Source organism: Streptomyces sp. SudanB52_2052, assembly GCF_964272415.1.
GTDB classification, from domain to species: domain Bacteria; phylum Actinomycetota; class Actinomycetes; order Streptomycetales; family Streptomycetaceae; genus Streptomyces; species Streptomyces olindensis.
In genome coordinates this window covers 4,267,376-4,282,649 of sequence record NZ_OZ186796.1, presented here as the reverse complement: position 1 = coordinate 4,282,649, position 15,274 = coordinate 4,267,376, and the positions used below count along the sequence as shown (strand labels likewise).

General features: G+C 70.7%; 15 protein-coding genes. 4 read left to right on the top strand and 11 right to left on the bottom strand.

The window, feature by feature from the left end:
* The first annotated feature begins 33 nt into the window (after nt 1–33).
* The 3 genes from ACSUPV_RS18935 to ACSUPV_RS18925 all read left to right on the top strand — a co-directional run bounded on the left by ACSUPV_RS18935 (nt 34) and on the right by ACSUPV_RS18925 (nt 3,897).
* Entirely contained in the window at nt 34–846 is an 813-nt protein-coding gene (locus ACSUPV_RS18935) for a class I SAM-dependent methyltransferase (protein ID WP_031116772.1), read from the top strand.
* A 68-nt stretch (nt 847–914) separates the two neighbouring features.
* Nucleotides 915–3,158 (top strand): MMPL family transporter, encoded by a 2,244-nt coding sequence (locus ACSUPV_RS18930; RefSeq protein ID WP_436947877.1) that lies wholly within the window; start codon nt 915–917, stop codon nt 3,156–3,158.
* On the top strand, nt 3,151–3,897 hold the full coding sequence (locus ACSUPV_RS18925; protein ID WP_382613615.1) for a thioesterase II family protein: 747 nt from the start codon (nt 3,151–3,153) through the stop codon (nt 3,895–3,897). Before ACSUPV_RS18930 ends, ACSUPV_RS18925 begins: the two co-directional genes overlap by 8 nt.
* A gap of 119 nt (nt 3,898–4,016) precedes the next feature.
* On the opposite strand, the gene ACSUPV_RS18920 is transcribed toward ACSUPV_RS18925, so the two are convergent.
* From ACSUPV_RS18920 to ACSUPV_RS18870, 11 genes are all read right to left on the bottom strand, one after another.
* Nucleotides 4,017–4,763 carry a phosphotransferase family protein gene (locus ACSUPV_RS18920; protein ID WP_436947876.1) on the bottom strand — a complete coding sequence of 249 codons (747 nt, stop codon included), beginning with the start codon at nt 4,761–4,763 and terminating at the stop codon, nt 4,017–4,019.
* A 158-nt stretch (nt 4,764–4,921) separates the two neighbouring features.
* On the bottom strand, nt 4,922–5,665 hold the full coding sequence (locus ACSUPV_RS18915) for a CoA transferase subunit B (protein ID WP_436947875.1): 744 nt from the start codon (nt 5,663–5,665) through the stop codon (nt 4,922–4,924).
* Nucleotides 5,662–6,417, bottom strand: a complete 756-nt coding sequence (locus ACSUPV_RS18910; RefSeq protein WP_037762385.1) for a CoA transferase subunit A — start codon at nt 6,415–6,417, stop codon at nt 5,662–5,664. The genes ACSUPV_RS18915 and ACSUPV_RS18910 overlap by 4 nt, the downstream gene beginning before the upstream one ends.
* Before the next feature lie 217 nt (nt 6,418–6,634).
* A complete protein-coding gene (locus ACSUPV_RS18905; protein WP_051648789.1) occupies nt 6,635–6,985 on the bottom strand; it encodes an SDR family oxidoreductase in 351 nt (116 codons plus the stop codon).
* A 17-nt stretch (nt 6,986–7,002) separates the two neighbouring features.
* Complete coding sequence (locus tag ACSUPV_RS18900; RefSeq protein ID WP_436947874.1) at nt 7,003–7,785, bottom strand: SDR family NAD(P)-dependent oxidoreductase; 783 nt, start codon at nt 7,783–7,785, stop codon at nt 7,003–7,005.
* Complete coding sequence (locus ACSUPV_RS18895; RefSeq protein ID WP_436947873.1) at nt 7,782–8,753, bottom strand: fumarylacetoacetate hydrolase family protein; 972 nt, start codon at nt 8,751–8,753, stop codon at nt 7,782–7,784. Before ACSUPV_RS18895 ends, ACSUPV_RS18900 begins: the two co-directional genes overlap by 4 nt.
* Nucleotides 8,754–8,859: 106 nt before the next feature.
* Complete coding sequence (locus ACSUPV_RS18890; protein ID WP_382613624.1) at nt 8,860–9,798, bottom strand: VOC family protein; 939 nt, start codon at nt 9,796–9,798, stop codon at nt 8,860–8,862.
* A gap of 22 nt (nt 9,799–9,820) precedes the next feature.
* A complete protein-coding gene (locus tag ACSUPV_RS18885) occupies nt 9,821–10,897 on the bottom strand; it encodes an amidohydrolase family protein (protein WP_436947872.1) in 1,077 nt (358 codons plus the stop codon).
* The gene (locus ACSUPV_RS18880; RefSeq protein ID WP_031120853.1) at nt 10,894–12,015 is read right to left on the bottom strand and encodes an FAD-dependent oxidoreductase; all 1,122 of its coding nucleotides are present in this window, start codon (nt 12,013–12,015) and stop codon (nt 10,894–10,896) included. Before ACSUPV_RS18880 ends, ACSUPV_RS18885 begins: the two co-directional genes overlap by 4 nt.
* Before the next feature lie 23 nt (nt 12,016–12,038).
* Nucleotides 12,039–13,010 carry a cyclase family protein gene (locus ACSUPV_RS18875; RefSeq protein ID WP_382613630.1) on the bottom strand — a complete coding sequence of 324 codons (972 nt, stop codon included), beginning with the start codon at nt 13,008–13,010 and terminating at the stop codon, nt 12,039–12,041.
* On the bottom strand, nt 13,007–14,017 hold the full coding sequence (locus ACSUPV_RS18870) for a fumarylacetoacetate hydrolase family protein (protein ID WP_436947871.1): 1,011 nt from the start codon (nt 14,015–14,017) through the stop codon (nt 13,007–13,009). The genes ACSUPV_RS18875 and ACSUPV_RS18870 overlap by 4 nt, the downstream gene beginning before the upstream one ends.
* A gap of 133 nt (nt 14,018–14,150) precedes the next feature.
* On the opposite strand from ACSUPV_RS18870, the gene ACSUPV_RS18865 reads away from it, so the two are divergent.
* Nucleotides 14,151–15,092: a LysR family transcriptional regulator gene (locus tag ACSUPV_RS18865; protein ID WP_037765285.1), complete on the top strand. Its 942-nt coding sequence runs from the start codon at nt 14,151–14,153 to the stop codon at nt 15,090–15,092.
* Nucleotides 15,093–15,274: the final 182 nt, after the last annotated feature.

The window sequence follows — 15,274 nt, the reverse complement described above, 5'->3', positions numbered from 1 at the left end:
GTACGTGACACAGCTACCCAAGAGAGGCATCCGATGCTGACCCAGGTGCTCGACCTGCTGGCCTGCCCGTCCTGCTCGGCGGAGGTCACGCAGACCTCGCCCACCGAACTGAAGTGCTCCTCCTGCGGCCGAGGCGCCCCGGTCACCCCTGCCTTCATCGACATGATCCGGGAGCCGGGCAAGCCCGATCCGGCCGCGCCGACCCCCGCCCAGAAGCTGATGGAGAGCGCCGCGTTCGTCCGGCTCTACGAGACCGTTTCACGCCCGTTCTTCTCCCGGCTCTTCGCCGGCTTCGGCAACCACATCCCGTCCTACGCCGAAGAGTTCGAGATCTACCGGAAATGGCTGAAGCTCGACGAGGAGAGCACCGGAGCCTGGCTCGATCTGTCCTGCGGGGCGGGGTACTTCACGGATCGACTCGCCGGGGCGGTGCCCGAGGCGACCGTGGTCGGCCTGGACATCTCCGAGGCGATGCTGCACAAGACCGTGCAGGAGACCGTTGGCCGTCGCAACGTTCACCTGATCCGCGGGGACGTGCGGAACCTGCCCTTCAAGGAGGGTGTTTTCGACGGGGTGAACAACCCCGGTTCGCTGCACCTGTACGCCGACCCGGTCGGCGCCTACGAGGCGGTGTTCCGGCTCCTGAAGCCCGGTGGGGTCTACGTGGCCAGCACCTTCGCGGTCAACGATCTCGTCAGCAGCCGCATCGGGGTCAGGTTGACCGGAATCCGTCGCACGGATCTCAAGCAGCTGCCCGTGCAGCTGGAGAACGTGGGATTCGTCAACTACCGCTTGATTAAGTTTGGCTCGGTGTTCGCGTTCGCGGTCACCAAGCCCGAGGCATAACCCAGGGTGCGTTCACGTCGCAGTCGGACATCCGAACGCGTCCCTCTGAGGAAGAATCGGCGGTAAGCATGTCAGCTTTACTTCGGATCGCGGGGCGGCCCAGGCTGCTGCTGTCCTGTGTCGTCGCGCTGCTGGTGGGCGCGGTACTCGTGGGCGGTGGTCTCACCGACCGGCTCCAACTCGGCGGCACCGAGGACCCGGCCGCGGAGTCCAGCCTGGCGGCCGAGACGATGGACGCCAAGTTCCCGGCCAGCAGGCCCAATCTCGTCCTGCTCGTGAAGGCGGAGGCCGACGACCCCCGCACGAAACGCGAGGGCACCGAGCTGGCCCAGCGACTGGCCCGGGAACAGGGCATCACGGGTGTCGTCGACTACTGGCAGACCGGTGATGCCGGGCTGCGCGCGAAGGACGGCCGGTACGCGCTGATCGTCGCCCACATCAAGGGCAACGAGACCGAGGCGGGCAAGGTCTTCGAGCGTATCGAGGACGACTACCGGGGCGCCGTCGGCGACCTGGAGGTGTCCCTCGGCGGCACCGTCGCCGTGCGCAACGAGTCACAGCAGCAGACCGCCGACGACCTGGTGAAGTCCGAGCTGATCGCCTTTCCGCTGGTGCTCCTCATCCTGTTGCTGGCGTTCGGCAGCGTCGTCTCCGCGCTGCTGCCGCTCGGGATCGGCGTGATCGCCATCCTGGGGACCAACGCGGTCCTGACGGGGATCACGCACCTCACCGACGTGTCGGTCTTCGCGCAGAACCTGACGACGGCACTCGGGTTCGGCCTGGCGATCGACTACGCGCTCCTCATCGTCCGGCGCTACCGGGAGGAGCTGAAGCGCGACGCCGACACCGCGCGGGCCCTCAGCGCCACGATGCACAGCGCGGGCCGGACCGTACTGTTCTCGGCGTTCGTCGTGGCCGTGTCGCTCGCCGCGATGCTGATCTTCCCCATGTACTTCCTGCGCTCGTTCGCGTACGCCGGGATCACCGTGGTGGCGCTCGCCGCGCTCGCCGCGCTCATCGTGCTGCCCGCCCTGCTGCTGCTCCTCGGCCACCGGGTGGACGCGCTACGGCTCCGCCGGAAGGGCGGCCAGGAGCGGGAGGCCGCCGCGGAACGCCGCTGGCGTGCCCTCGCCGGCACGACGATGCGCCGCGCGCCGCTGGTCACCGTGCTCGTCACCGCGCTCCTGATCCTGGTCGGCCTCCCCTTCCTGAAGGTCGAGTTCGGCACGGTGGACGACCGGACGCTCGGTGAGAAGGCCGAGGCCCGGATCGTCCACAACACCCTGCGCGAGTCCTTCCCCGTCAGCCCGACCGGCGGCATCGACGTACTGGCCCAGGACGCGGAGCAGCAGGACATCGGCGCCTACGCCGGGAAACTGTCCGCGCTGAAGGGCGTGGCGCGCGTGGACAGCCCGACCGGCACCTACCAGGACGGACAGCTGGTCCAGCCGCCCACCGCGGCGAGCGCGACCCGCGCGGTGTCGGGCACCGACTACCTGACCGTCTGGCCCGTCCCCACCATCGAGGACATCTCCGTCGAGAGCCAGGACCTCGTCAAGCGCGTCCGCGCCGTGGAGGAGCCGCCCTCGTCCTCCGTGAGGGTCGGCGGGCAGGCCGCCATGCTGGTGGACAGCCGGGACGTCATCGGCGAACTCCTGCCGTACGCGCTGCTGTTCATCGTCATGGTCACCCTCGTCATGATCTTCCTCATGACCGGTTCGCTGGTGCTCCCGTTCCTGGCGGTCGTGCTCAACGCGCTCAGCCTCACCGCGATGTTCGGGGCCGCCGTCTGGGTGTTCCAGGAGGGACACCTCAGCGGGCTGCTCGGCTTCACGGCCACCGGGTTCATCGAGACCTCGCTGCCCGTGCTGATGTTCTGCCTGACCTTCGGCCTGTCGATGGACTACTCCCTGTTCATCCTGTCGCGGATCAAGGAGAACTACGACCGGCACGGCGACCACCGCGAGGCCGTGAGCGCCGGCATCGCCCAGACCGGAGGGGTGATCACCGCCGCCGCGGTGCTGCTCACCATCGTGATGGTGGCCATCGGCACCTCGCAGATCACCCTCACCAAGATGCTGGGACTGGGCGTCGCCCTGGCCATCCTGGTGGACGCCACCCTGGTGCGGTGCCTGCTGGTGCCCGCCCTCATGGGGATCTTCGGCCGCACCATCTGGTGGGCCCCGAAGTCGCTCCAGCGCTTCCGGATCCGCGAGGAGGGACCGCAGCCGTCCGCACCGGGTGGGCAGGGGGACGAGGGGACGTCGCTCGTCTCCGCCTCGGACGGAAAGCGGGGAGGTGGCGATGGCTGACCCAGGTGACTGGTTCGTGGTGCCCCGTCCGCGCCCGGACGCCAGGCACCGGATACTCCTCTTCCCGCACGCGGGCGGCGGGGCGAACTACTACCGCGCCTGGGCCGCGCACCTCCCCGCAGACGTGGAGCTGCGGATCGTGCAGTACCCGGGGCGGGAGCACCGCATGGCGGAGCCGCTCGTCCCGGACATGGCGACCCTCGCGGGTGCGGCGGCCGACGCGGTCGCCGGGGCGGCCGGCCCCGCGCTGCCCACGACGCTCGTCGGCCACAGCATGGGCGCGTCCGTCGCCTACGAGGTCGCGCATCTGCTGGAGGACGACTTCGGGGCCCGCCTCGCACATCTCGTCGTCTCGGGCCGCTCGGCACCCGGCTCCCGGATCGGCCAGGTTCCCTCCCGCACCGATGCGTTGACCGACGACGAGCTGCGGGCGGACCTCGCCGGCGAGGGCGGTACGGATCCGAGGCTGCTGGACACCCCGGACGTGCGGGCGGTCATCTTCCCGATCGTGCGCAACGACTACCGGCTGCTGCAGAGGTACACCGCCCGGCCCGTTCCCCTGCGCTGCGACGTCACGGCCGTCGTCGGCGACTCCGACCCCTGGGTGCCGGTGCACGCGGCCCGGCCCTGGGAACGGTGCACGACGGGCCGGTTCCGGCTCCACGTACAGCCAGGCGGCCACTTCTATTTCCGTACGCGGCTCGCCGACACCGTACGGCTGCTCGCGGAGCGACCGTAGGACGGCCGCCGCGTTCGCCGCAGTCGGCTGAGGGCTTCCCACACTTTGGAGCCGGGCCTCCCCCCCCCCGAGGGAAGGCCCGGTTTCGCGTTGCGGCGCACTGCCGCGGCTGCGCGGCCTCACATCCGGGATCTCAGCACGTCGACCTCACAGCCCGGCGCGAAGGGGTCGAAGCCCTGCTCGATCAGCGAGCGAACTGCCAGCAGGCTGCGCAGAGACGACCACGCGTGGATCACGTCGATGTCGATGTCGGCGCCGTATCCGGCGATGACGTCGTCGAGGTGCTCCTCGTGTCCGAGCAGGAAGGTGGCGAGGTCGTACAGGGCGTCTCCCTGGCCCGCCTCGGACCAGTCGATGATGCCGGTGACCTCGTCGCCGTCGACGAAGACGTGCGCGATCTGCAGGTCGCCGTGTGTGAACACCGGAGTCCACGGCCGCAGCGCGGCCTCGGCGACCTGGCGGTTGCGGGTGACCAGGTCGGCCGGCAGGACGCCGTTCGTCACGAGCAACTCGCACTCGTCGGCGAGCTCCTTCGTCAGCTCCTCGATGCCCCGGCCGGCCCTGCCGGGCCAGGGCGGCAGCGGCGCGTCGTGCAGCTTCCGGATGGCGGCGCCCGCCGCGGCCCACGCCGCCGGCGACCCGGTCGCCGGCCCGCCGAGGCGCCCGAGCGTCGTGCCCGGGAGCGCGGCGGTCGCGAGCACGGGCGGCTTGCGCCACAGGACCTCAGGGGTCGGCACCGGCGCGAGGGACATCGCCTCGACCTCGACGTCGAGGCGCGCCTGATCGGCGTCCACCTTCAGGAACACGTCGCCGACGCGCAGAGTCGCACGCTCGGAATGGGCGACGACGACTTCGACCTCATCCATGGGCGACCAGTATCCCGGGCCTGATCGCCGGCGTCGCCGGGATTGTCGCTTGCGATTACGCGGCTGACCCCGGGTCGCAGTCAAGGTGATCCATCCCACGCAGGCCGAGGACCCTGAGTTCCGCGCGGGTTGGTCACGTCCGGGTGACCGGAGCCTGATCATTCTCGACGGCCTTCTCGGATGCTGTGGGCTCGTTGCTCCGCAGGTGGCCCAGGGTTCACGTGCCCAGCCTGGGAAGCCATCGATGATCCGGGCCTCATGGGCGCGGCCGTCTTCGCCGTGATCTCATCGAGGGTGATGCCGGGTGCGGTCTCGACGATGGTGAGGCCGTCGGGTGTGACGTCGAGGACGCCGAGGTCGGTGATGACGCGGTGGACGCACCGTTCGCCGGTGAGCGGCAGGGTGCACTCGGTCAGGATCTTCGGGCTGCCGTCCTTGGCGGTGTGCTCCATCAGGACGATGACCCGGCGGGCGCCGTGGACCAGGTCCATCGCTCCGCCCATGCCCTTGACCATCTTGCCGGGGATCATCCAGTTGGCCAGGTCACCGCCTTCCGACACCTGCATGGCGCCCAGCACCGCGGTGTCTATGTGACCGCCGCGGATCATGCCGAAGGACAGGGCCGAGTCGAAGAAGGAGGCTCCCGGCAGGACGGTGACGGTCTCCTTGCCCGCGTTGATGAGATCCGGGTCGACCTCGTCGGCGGTCGGATAACGGCCGGTGCCGAGGATGCCGTTCTCGGAGTGCAACACCACCTGCACGCCGGGCGGGAGGTGGCCGGGGACGAGTGTGGGCAGGCCGATGCCGAGGTTGACGTAGGAGCCGTCGGTGAGTTCAGCGGCGGCGCGGGCGGCCATCTGGTCGCGGGTCCAGCCGCGGGGCGTGTCCATCGTCGTGCTCATGCTCGTACTGTCCTCTTCTCGATCTGCTTGTCAGCGGCCTGAGCGGGGGTGAGCTCCACGATCCGCTGGACGAAGACGCCGGGGAGGTGGACGGCGTCGGGGCTCAGCTCGCCCGGTTCCACGAGTTCTTCGACCTCGGCGATCGTGATCCGGCCGGCCATCGCCGCGAGCGGGTTGAAGTTGGCCGCGGCGCGGCGGAAGACCAGGTTGCCGTGCCGGTCCCCTCGCCAGGCCCGGACGAGGGCGAAGTCGGTGGTGATGGCGTGCTCCAGGATGTGCGGTCGGCCGTGGAAGTCGCGGGTCTCCTTGGGCGGGGAGGCCACGGCGACCGAGCCGTCCGCCGCGTACCTCCACGGCAGACCGCCGTTCGCGACCTGGGTGCCCACACCGGCCGGGGTGTAGAACGCGGGGATACCCGCGCCACCGGCGCGCAGCCGCTCGGCCAGTGTCCCCTGCGGCACCAGCTCCACCTCCAGCTCGCCCGACAGGTACTGGCGGGCGAACTCCTTGTTCTCGCCCACGTAACTGCCCGTCACGCGGGCGATCCGGCCGGCGGCGAGCAGCACGCCCAGCCCCCGGCCGTCCACGCCGCAGTTGTTCGACACGACCTGCAGGCCGGTGGCGCCCTGTTCGTGCAGGGCCCGGATCACCACTTCGGGGATGCCGCTGAGGCCGAAGCCGCCGACGGCCAGAGACGCGCCGTCGGCAATGTCGGCGACCGCCTCGTCGGCGTTCGCGCTCACCTTGTTCACGGAAGTGGTCCCTTTCAGCTGGGGAGTACGGACGACCGGCCGCCGTCGACGACGAGGTTGGCGCCGGTGATGTGGCCGCCTCGTCGGAAGCGAGGAAGACGGCCCCGTTGACGACCTCCTCGGGGAGCTCGACGCGGCCGAGGGAGATGTGGCGGGCGATGGTCCACATGGGATGGTCGTCGGCCGGCGGGGTCGCCGCGCGTGGCCTCGGTGTCGATCACCCCGGGCTGACGCAGTTGGCGCGGATGCCGTACGGGGCGCCTTCGGCGGCGAGCTGCCAGGTCATCGCGATCACCGGCCCTTGGACGCCATGGGGGCAGGCGGTCCGCTGGTTGGTGAGCGAGCCGGTCAGGCTCGCTGGGGACCCCACGGTGACGATGGAGGTGCGACTGCGCACCCGGTGGGGCCGGGCGACGTGCGCGGGCAGCCATACCGAGTCCAGCTCGGCGCGCATCGTGCAGCCGAAGTCCTCGTACGGCTGGGTGTCGGCGGCACCGAAACGGACGGAGTCCTCGTCGGTCGCGTCGAGCGGGCCGGGGGTGAGGGCCGTGCCCGATATCAGGGCCACCTTCCCTTCCAGCCGTTTCAATGCCCCTCCGGATTCGAAGCGGCCGAATCCACAGCAGCTGAACCCAGAGCGTCCGAGATGGACTTGACGCCGCCGTGCGCGGTGAGTCCGCCGTCGACCGGGATCTCGGCGCCGGTGATGAAGGACGACTCGTCGGACAGGAGGAAGACCACGAGCGGGGCGACCTCGTCCACCGTGCCGGTGCGGCCGAGCGGGGTCTCGCGGATGTTCGCCTCACGGAAGGCGGGCGCGGCGGAGGCGGTCATCTCGGTCTCGATGAAGCCGGGGTGGATCGTGTTGACGCGGATGCCGCGCGGGCCGAGCTCCGTGGCCGCGGCCTTCGACAGGCCGCGCAGCGCCCATTTGCTGGTCGTGTAGGCGACCGGGTAGTGGGCGGTGAGAGCGGCGGTGGAGCCGACGTTGACTATGGACGAGCCGGGTGGCATCAGCGGCGTCAGGTGCTGGATGGCAAGGAGCGGGCCGGTGACGTTGACGGCGTGGACTCGGGCGAAGTCGTCGGGGGTCACTTCGTCGAGGCGGGCGCGCCAGGTGATGCCCGCGTTGTTGACCAGGCCGTGCACCTGGCCGTACGACTCCCTCAGTTCGGCGGCCAGCTCCGCCCAGTGCTCCTCGTCGGTGACGTCGAGGCGGCGGCAGCCGGGGGCCTCGGTCACGTCGGTGCCGATGACGCGGGCGCCCTCGCGGGTCAGGGCCTCGGCCTCGGCGGCGCCCTGGCCGCGCGCGGCGCCGGTGACGACGACGACCTTGCCGAGGAGCCTCTTGGGGTGCAGGTCGTTCACGGCCGCTCCCGGCTGCGGCGGCGGGCGGTCGGCAGAGGCTCCGGATCCCTGCCCGCGACCACGGTGTTGGAGACGGTGCCGATGCCCTCCACGGTGAGGGTGACGGTGTCTCCCGGCTTCAGCGGGGGCGGGGACTGCTCGCCCCGGACGCCCCACAGCTCGGCGAGGCAGCCGCCGTTGCCGCAGGTGCCGGAGCCGAGCACGTCGCCGGGGCGGACGACGGTGCCCCGCGAGGCGTAGGCGACCATCTCCTCGAAGGTCCAGCTCATGTTGGACAGCAGGTCCTTGCCGACCACCTCGCCGTTCACCGAGGCGGTCAGCGCCAGGCGCAGAAGGCCGTCGGTGTCGCGGTACGGCTCCAGCTCGTCGGCGGTGACCAGGTACGGGCCGAGGGTGGCGGCCGTGTCCTTGCCCTTGCACGGGCCGAGGCGGACCTGCATCTCGCGGGACTGCAGGTCGCGGGCCGACCAGTCGTTGAAGACGGTGTAGCCGATGATGTGGTCCCGTGCCTGTTCTGGCGTCAGGTCCCGCCCCTCCCGGCCGATGACGGCGGCGACCTCCAGCTCGAAGTCGAGGACTCCGCTGCCCGGCGGCACCGGGACGTCGTCGTGGGCGCCGATGACGGCGTACGGGTTGGTGAAGTAGAACGTCGGGGCGTCGTACCAGGCTTCGGGCACCCCGCCGACGCCGTCCACGGACCGCCGTACCCCTTCGACGTGCTCCTCGAAGGTGACGAAGTCCCGCACGGTGGGCGGCTGAAGCGGTGGCAGCAGCCGCACCTCGGACACGTGAGGGCCCGGCGGGACGTCCAGCGTGGCGGCGCCTGCGCGCAGGAGCGCGTCGAGTCCGTCGCCGCAGCTGATCAGCTCCGTGAGCGACCGCGCGCCGGGAACGGGGTGGAGGGTGCCGTCCTCCTCCACGACGGCGACCCGGCGCCGGTCTCGATGTTCATAGGTGGCGAAACGCATGCACGGCTCCAGGCTCCGGCGGTCTTCGACAGCGGTGGGAACCGGGGACGCGGCAAGGGCGTCAGGGCGGTTGACAGGGCCACCGCGTCCCCGGGGTTCGAGGGGGTCAGACCGGCGGGGCTACGAAGCAGCCGCGGTCGACGTCGTTGAAGGACTCCTTGGCGACCAGCTCGTTCATCGGGTTCGCCGTGCCCCACTGGTCGGTGACCTCGGGCTGGGAGAAGTCGTAGACGTGCGGGTGCCAGGTGTCCTCGTCGAGCAGCTCCAGCTCGGTGGTGTACTCGACCGTGTTGCCCTGCGGGTCCAGGAAGTAGGTGAAGGTGTTGTCGCCCGCCAGGTGCCGACCTGGGCCCCAGATCTTGCGGAAGCCGGCCCGGAGCACCCGTCCAGAGCCCCGCATGTACTCGTCGATGCCGCGCATCTCGAAGGAGATGTGGTGCAGCGCGGTGTGCGGCCCCTGGGCGATGGCCATGGAGTGGTGCTGGTTGCTGATACGCATGAAGTGCATCGCTTCGCCCATCTTCGGATGCATCAGCGTGTCGGAGAGCCGGAACCCGAGGTGACGCTCGTACCACTCCCGAGTGCGGTTCAGGTCCGGGGAGTTGAGGACGACGTGCGACAGCTTGACCGGGATCGACTCCTTCTCCTCGATCTTGCGGTGCTGCCGTACGTCCACATCGGCGGACACTTCGATGGTGCGGCCGTCGACGTCGAAGAAGCGGAAGCCGTAGCCGCCACCGGGTGTGTCGATCTTGCCCGGCTGGGAGATCAACTGCACTCCTCCCGCGAGGAGTTGTTCGGCGAGGGTGTCCACGTCCGCCGCGCTCGCGGCGCCGTACGAGACGAGGTCGAGGCGCTTCTCCTCGGCCTTGCGCAGCCGTACCACGTACTGCTCGGGACTGCCCTCGGCGGCGAGGAAGGAGATCCCGGAGTCCTCGGCGACCTGGGTCAGGCCCCAGACGCCGGCGTAGAAGTCGAGCTGCTTTTCGTAGTCGGGCACGGCGAGGTCGACGTGCCGCAGATGGGTGAGCAGGCGTGCGCTCATGGCGGGTTCTCCTGTGCGGGGGTCAAGTGAGGCGCAGCAGCGTTGTCGCGTTGCCACCGCGCACGGCGTGGAAGTCGTCGTCGGGCAGGTGTGCGGCGCGCAGTGCGCCGACGGGGTCCTCGGTGCCCATGTCGAAGGGGAAGTCGGAGCCGAGCAGCACACGGTCGGCGCCGACCGCGCCGATCAGCGCCCGCAGTACTTGCGGGTCGTGGACCAGGGAGTCGAAGTAGAGGCGTTTGAGGTAGCTGCTGGGCAGGTGGGCGCAGCCCGCGCCCGCGTCGGAGCGGGCCGACCAGGCGTGGTCGCTGCGGCCGATGTGAGTGGGCAGGTAGCCGCCGCCATGAGCCGCGACGATCTTCAACTCGGGATGCCGGTCCAGCACGCCGGAGAAGATCAGATGGGACAGGGCGACGGCGTTCTCGGTGGGCTGTCCGACGGTGTTGGACAGGTACCACTGGTCCAGGCGCTCGTCGAGCGTGCAGCCGAAGGGATGCAGGAAGAGGATCGCGCCCGTCTCCTCGGCCCGGGTCCAGAAGGGTTCGTACGCAGGGTCCGACAGCTCCCGGCCCGGCGCGTGCGAGGAGATTTCGACACCCGACAGGCCCATACCCATGGCGAGTTCGAGCGCGCGCACCGCCGATTCCGGGTGCTGCAGGGGGACGAGGCCCAGACCGTGCAGCCGGCCGGGCGCCTGGGCGCAGTGGGCGGCCGTCGCCTCGTTGGCCAGGCGGTACACCTTCTCCGCCGTCTCCTCGTCCGCCCAGTAGTGGTAGTGCGAGGGCGACGGGCTGACCAGCTGGACGTCCACGCCCTGCGCGTCCATCGCGGCCAGTCGTACGGCGACGTCCGTCAGCCTCGGAATGCGCTCGGCGACCATGGGGCCGCTGACGGCCAGGGCCGCGGGCCCGTTGCGGCGGGCGTCGAGGACCTTGGCCTCCGCCAGGCCCGGCAGGCCGGCCACCAGGGCCTCGACCTCGGGGATCAGAACGTGCGCGTGTACGTCGACAGTCGGGGAAGTGCAGGCGTCCGTGCTCGACGAGGGGCGGGGGTCGGGCTGGGGGCGGCTCCCAGCGGTAGCCGGGGGCGGGTGGGCCGTCACGGCAGCTCCTTGAGCACCGGCAGGGTGGCGTCCAGCAGCCCGGGCACGTCACCGGGCACGCCGTCGAGCTGCCACTGCCCGATCTGCACGGACGCTTCGACGACCATCCGGACCCGATCGATCCGCCGCTCGTAGTAGCGCGTGAGCAGTTCCTCGTCCCACGCGGATCCGCTGGTCAGCAGCTGGGACAGCACCCATGCGTCCTCCATGGCCATCGCCGCGCCCTGGGCCATCGTGGGCGGGCAGCAGTGCGCGGCGTCGCCGACGAGGACGACCCGGCCCCGGTGCCAGGAGTCCTCGACCAGCATCCGGTCGAACCAGGTGTAGTTCACCTGCGCCGGGTCGGTGATCGAGTCGCGGATCTCGTCCCAGGCACCGCCGTAGCCCTCGGCGAGGCGGCGCATCTCCCGCGCGTAGGACTCGGGCGGGATCGTGGCGCGGTCGCGGCCGGCCTCCACCAGATAGGCGTAGATCGTGTTTTCGCTGGTGGGCGTGTAGCCGGCGATGTAGCAGGGTCCGCCGTGGGAGAGGACGCTGCACTCCACTCCGGCCGGGCGGGGCGCCGGGACACGCCAGATGGCCATGCCGGTCGGCTCGGGTTTGACGTCGATGCCGATGGCGGCGCGGGTCGCGGAGTGCAGGCCGTCGGCGGCCACGACCAGGTCATAGCGGCCCTCGGTGCCGTCACTGAACCGGACGGTCACGGAGGTGTCGTCCTCGGTGAGGGTCTCGGCGGTGGTGCCGAGCCGGACATTCGCGCCGGATGCCCGGACGGCGTCGACGAGGATGCGCTGGAGCACCGGGCGCTGCATGCCCAGGGTGGCGGGGAGGTCGTCTCCGCCGGTGCGCAGGACGTCGCCGACGTGCAGCACGGTGCCGTCGGGCGTCGTCAGCCCCAGGGCGTCGAAGCCGAAGCCGTGCTCGCGGACCTCGTCCCAGACGCCGACCTCGCGCAGCACGCGCAGGGCGTTGCCCTGAAGGGTGATGCCGGAGCCGCGTACGTTCCAGTCCGGCCTGGCCTCGACGAGGTCGACGTCGATGCCGGCCCGTCGCAGCAGCACGGTCATGACGTTGCCGGAGGTGCCCCCTCCGATGACCAGGACTCGTTTTCCTTCCATGGCCGACTCCTTTGTTGAACAGGTCACTTGACGGCGACCGGATTGACGGGGGAGCCGACGGCTCCGGTGATGGGCAGGGGCGCGGCGGTGAGCCAGAACTCGTACACGCCGTCGCGGGCGCAGTCGTCCGCGAGGGCGTCGGGGTCCCACATCTCGCCGATCAGCAGGCCCATGTTGGGGATGACGACCTGGTGCAGCGGCTGGAAGGCGCCGTCGAACTCGTTCGGCCGTACCTCGAAGCCCCACGTGTCGGTGGCGATCGCGGCGATCTGGCTCGCGTGCAGCCAGCCGGCGGTGGTGAAGGACAGGCCGGGCGAGTCTCCGCCGGCGTAGTCGCCCCAGCCCTCGCGGCGGGCGCGCGCCAGCCGCCCGGTCCGGACGACGACGATGTCCCCGCGGCCGACGGCCACGCCGTGCGCCTCGGCCGTCGCGGTCAGGTGGTCCTCGGTGATCGCGAAACCGTCCGGCAGTTCCCCGCGTTCACCGCCGATCACCCGGCCGACGTCGAGGAGGACTCCGCGCCCGGCGACGTACGGGGCCATGTGCTCGATGCCGGTGACCAGATCGCCGTCGGAGGTGACGACCTTCTCGGCCGCCCGCCCGTTCCACGCCTTGCCGTGGTCGAAGATGTGCCCGAGCCCGTCCCACTGGGTGGAGCACTGCAGGGGCATCGCGATCACGTCGTCGGCGCCGCCGATGCCGTGGGGGAAGCCCTGGTTGCCCAGCGCCGCGTCCGTTCCCGTGTCCAGCATGGTGTGGACGGGGTTGGTGCGGCGGCGCCAGCCCTTCTGCGGCCCGTTCATGTCGAACCGCTGCGACAGCGAGAAGCTGACACCCCGGCGGATGAGTGCGGCACCCTCACGGCGCTTGGCCTCGTCGAGGAAGTTCAGTGTGCCGAGCACGTCGTCCTCGCCCCAGCGCCCCCAGTTGGAGTACCGCTTGGCGGCCTCGGTGATGGCGCCCTCGGCGTCCGCGGGGTCGGGCGGGGCCGTCACGACGCGGTCCCCTGGGCGACACAGCGGGTGCGCTGCACGCCCAGACCCGTGATGGAGCCCTCCATGACGTCGCCGTCGCGCAGCAGCCGTCCCCAGTGCATGCCGTTGCCGGCCGGGCTGCCGGTGAGCACCAGGTCGCCGGGCAGGAGCCGGGAGGTCTGGGAGATGTACGACACCAGCCGGGCGATGCCGAAGAGCATGTCCTTGGTGGACTCGTCCTGCATGGTCTCGCCGTTGAGCTTCAGTGTGACGCGCAGGTCACCGGGGTCGGCGATCGACGCGGCGGGCACGATCCACGGGCCGAGCGGGGTGAAGCCGGGAGCGTTCTTGCAGCGCAGCCAGTCGGTGCCGATGGCCTTCATGTCCCGGCGGAAGACGGTGGCCCGGTCGGTGAGGTCGTTGGCGATGGTGTAGCCGGCCACGTACTCCAGGGCCTCCTCGGCCGTCACCCGGTAGGCGGGCCGGGCGATGACGGCCGCCAGCTCCAGTTCCCAGTCCGGTTGTTCGGCCCAGTCGGGGAGTACGACGTCGTCGAAGGGGCCGGTGATCGCGCTCGGCAGGCCGATGAACACGTACGGCAGGTCCTCGGCCGCCCGCCGGTCCATGACCGCGGCGATCTCGGCCCGCGCTTCCTCCACGGTGCGGGGGTCGTCGGGGGAGCGGTGGGCGACCTCCAGGTCGATCACGTGCTGCCGGTAGTTGGCGCCGCACTGGAAGACCTGGCGGGGCTCGACCGGCGCGTGCACCCGCAGGTGCTCCAACGGCCGCCAGCTGGCCGCCTCGTCGGCCGTCTCGTCGGCCGCGAGCGCGTGCAGGCGAGGGAGCACCTCGTCCCACCGCTCGAAGATCCCCCGGGTCGTCAGGGCCGGCTCTGCCAGGGCCGTGGAAAGATCCAGCACGCGCCCCCCGGGGGTCACGAGACCGGGGAATGCCGCCTGGTCAGGGGCGGAGAGGACGCCAAGGGCGAAGGGTCCGGAGAAGGACGCGGAAGCGGCTGCGGGTTTCACGGGAATGTCCTCCAGATTGCGGTGGGACCAATCTGGACCCCAGCGCGTAATCTGGGAAATAGATTCTTTAGATGTTGATCATCTGTGGTGCAAATGGTGCTGCCGCCGCAAGCGGCCTCGCTCTGGAGGCGTCGTGTCCCTCTCAGGCCTCGATCTCAACCTCGTCCTGTCCCTGCGGGCCCTACTGGAGGAACGCAACGTCACCCGCGCCGGCCAGCGCGTCGGGCTCAGCCAGCCGGCGATGAGCGCGGCCCTGGCCCGCCTGCGCCGCCACTTCGACGACGACCTGCTCGCGCGCGTCGGCAAACAGTACGAACTGACCGCCCTCGGCCGCGCCCTGCTGGACCGCACCTCGACCGCCTGCGACCTGCTGGAACGGGTCTTCAGCAGCAGGGCCGACTTCGCCCCGGGCAGCGAGGAGCACGAGTTCACCCTGCTCACCTCCGACTACGCCCTCGCCGTGTTCGGCGCCGAGCTCGCCCGGACCGTGCACGCCGAGGCCCCGGGAGTACGGCTGCGCTTCCAGCGGACGCCCATCGACGTCACCGAGGACACGACACCGCTGCTCAGCACAGCCGACGGGCTGCTGATGCCGCGCGGCATCATCGGCGGTTTCCCCGCCGTCGACCTGTTCACCGACCGCTGGGCCTTCCTGGTCGCCGAGACGAACGACGAGGTCGGCGACCAGCTGACCATGGACGACCTGGCACGACTGCCCTGGGTCATCTACCAGCGTGCCTACGACGCCCCGGCCGCCCGGCAGCTGAGCATGCTCGGTGTCGATCCCCGCGTGGAGATCTCCGTCGACAGCTTCCAGGCGCTGCCCTTCCTGATCGCCGGCACCCGCCGGATCGCCCTGGTCCAGCAGCGCCTGGCCGAGCTGCTGCGCGGCGTGGCCGCCGTACGCCTCATGGAACCTCCCTACGGGGCGGTCCCTCTCCAGGAGGCACTGTGGTGGCACCCGGTGCACACCCACGACGCGGCCCACATCTGGCTGCGCGAGACAGCGGCCCGCGTGGGAGCGGAGCTGGCCGCTTCGGAGCCCGGCCGTATCGCCACAGTCGCACCGAGATAGCGGGCCCGTGCAGGTGCCTGGCATCCAAGGTCTGGATGATCCACATCTTCGATATCGATCGGATGAGGGCTAGGCAGGACCTGTCCGTTGGCCCATAGTCGTCTCCACCCGGCGCCGGAGCCACACCATCCTCCGCTGCCGGGACCGGGCAGGCGCCCGGCGAGCCGGCCCGCCGCGACGCC

What these genes read in the sequence shown, in the direction of transcription:
- ACSUPV_RS18895 (WP_436947873.1), bottom strand. Translation starts at nt 8,753, where the DNA reads ATGCGTTTCGCCACCTATGAACATCGAGACCGGCGCCGGGTCGCCGTC.
- ACSUPV_RS18925 (WP_382613615.1), top strand. Translation starts at nt 3,151, where the DNA reads ATGGCTGACCCAGGTGACTGGTTCGTGGTGCCCCGTCCGCGCCCGGAC.
- ACSUPV_RS18880 (WP_031120853.1), bottom strand. Translation starts at nt 12,015, where the DNA reads ATGGAAGGAAAACGAGTCCTGGTCATCGGAGGGGGCACCTCCGGCAAC.
- ACSUPV_RS18930 (WP_436947877.1), top strand. Translation starts at nt 915, where the DNA reads ATGTCAGCTTTACTTCGGATCGCGGGGCGGCCCAGGCTGCTGCTGTCC.
- ACSUPV_RS18915 (WP_436947875.1), bottom strand. Translation starts at nt 5,665, where the DNA reads ATGAGCACGACGATGGACACGCCCCGCGGCTGGACCCGCGACCAGATG.
- ACSUPV_RS18920 (WP_436947876.1), bottom strand. Translation starts at nt 4,763, where the DNA reads ATGGATGAGGTCGAAGTCGTCGTCGCCCATTCCGAGCGTGCGACTCTG.
- ACSUPV_RS18935 (WP_031116772.1), top strand. Translation starts at nt 34, where the DNA reads ATGCTGACCCAGGTGCTCGACCTGCTGGCCTGCCCGTCCTGCTCGGCG.
- ACSUPV_RS18890 (WP_382613624.1), bottom strand. Translation starts at nt 9,798, where the DNA reads ATGAGCGCACGCCTGCTCACCCATCTGCGGCACGTCGACCTCGCCGTG.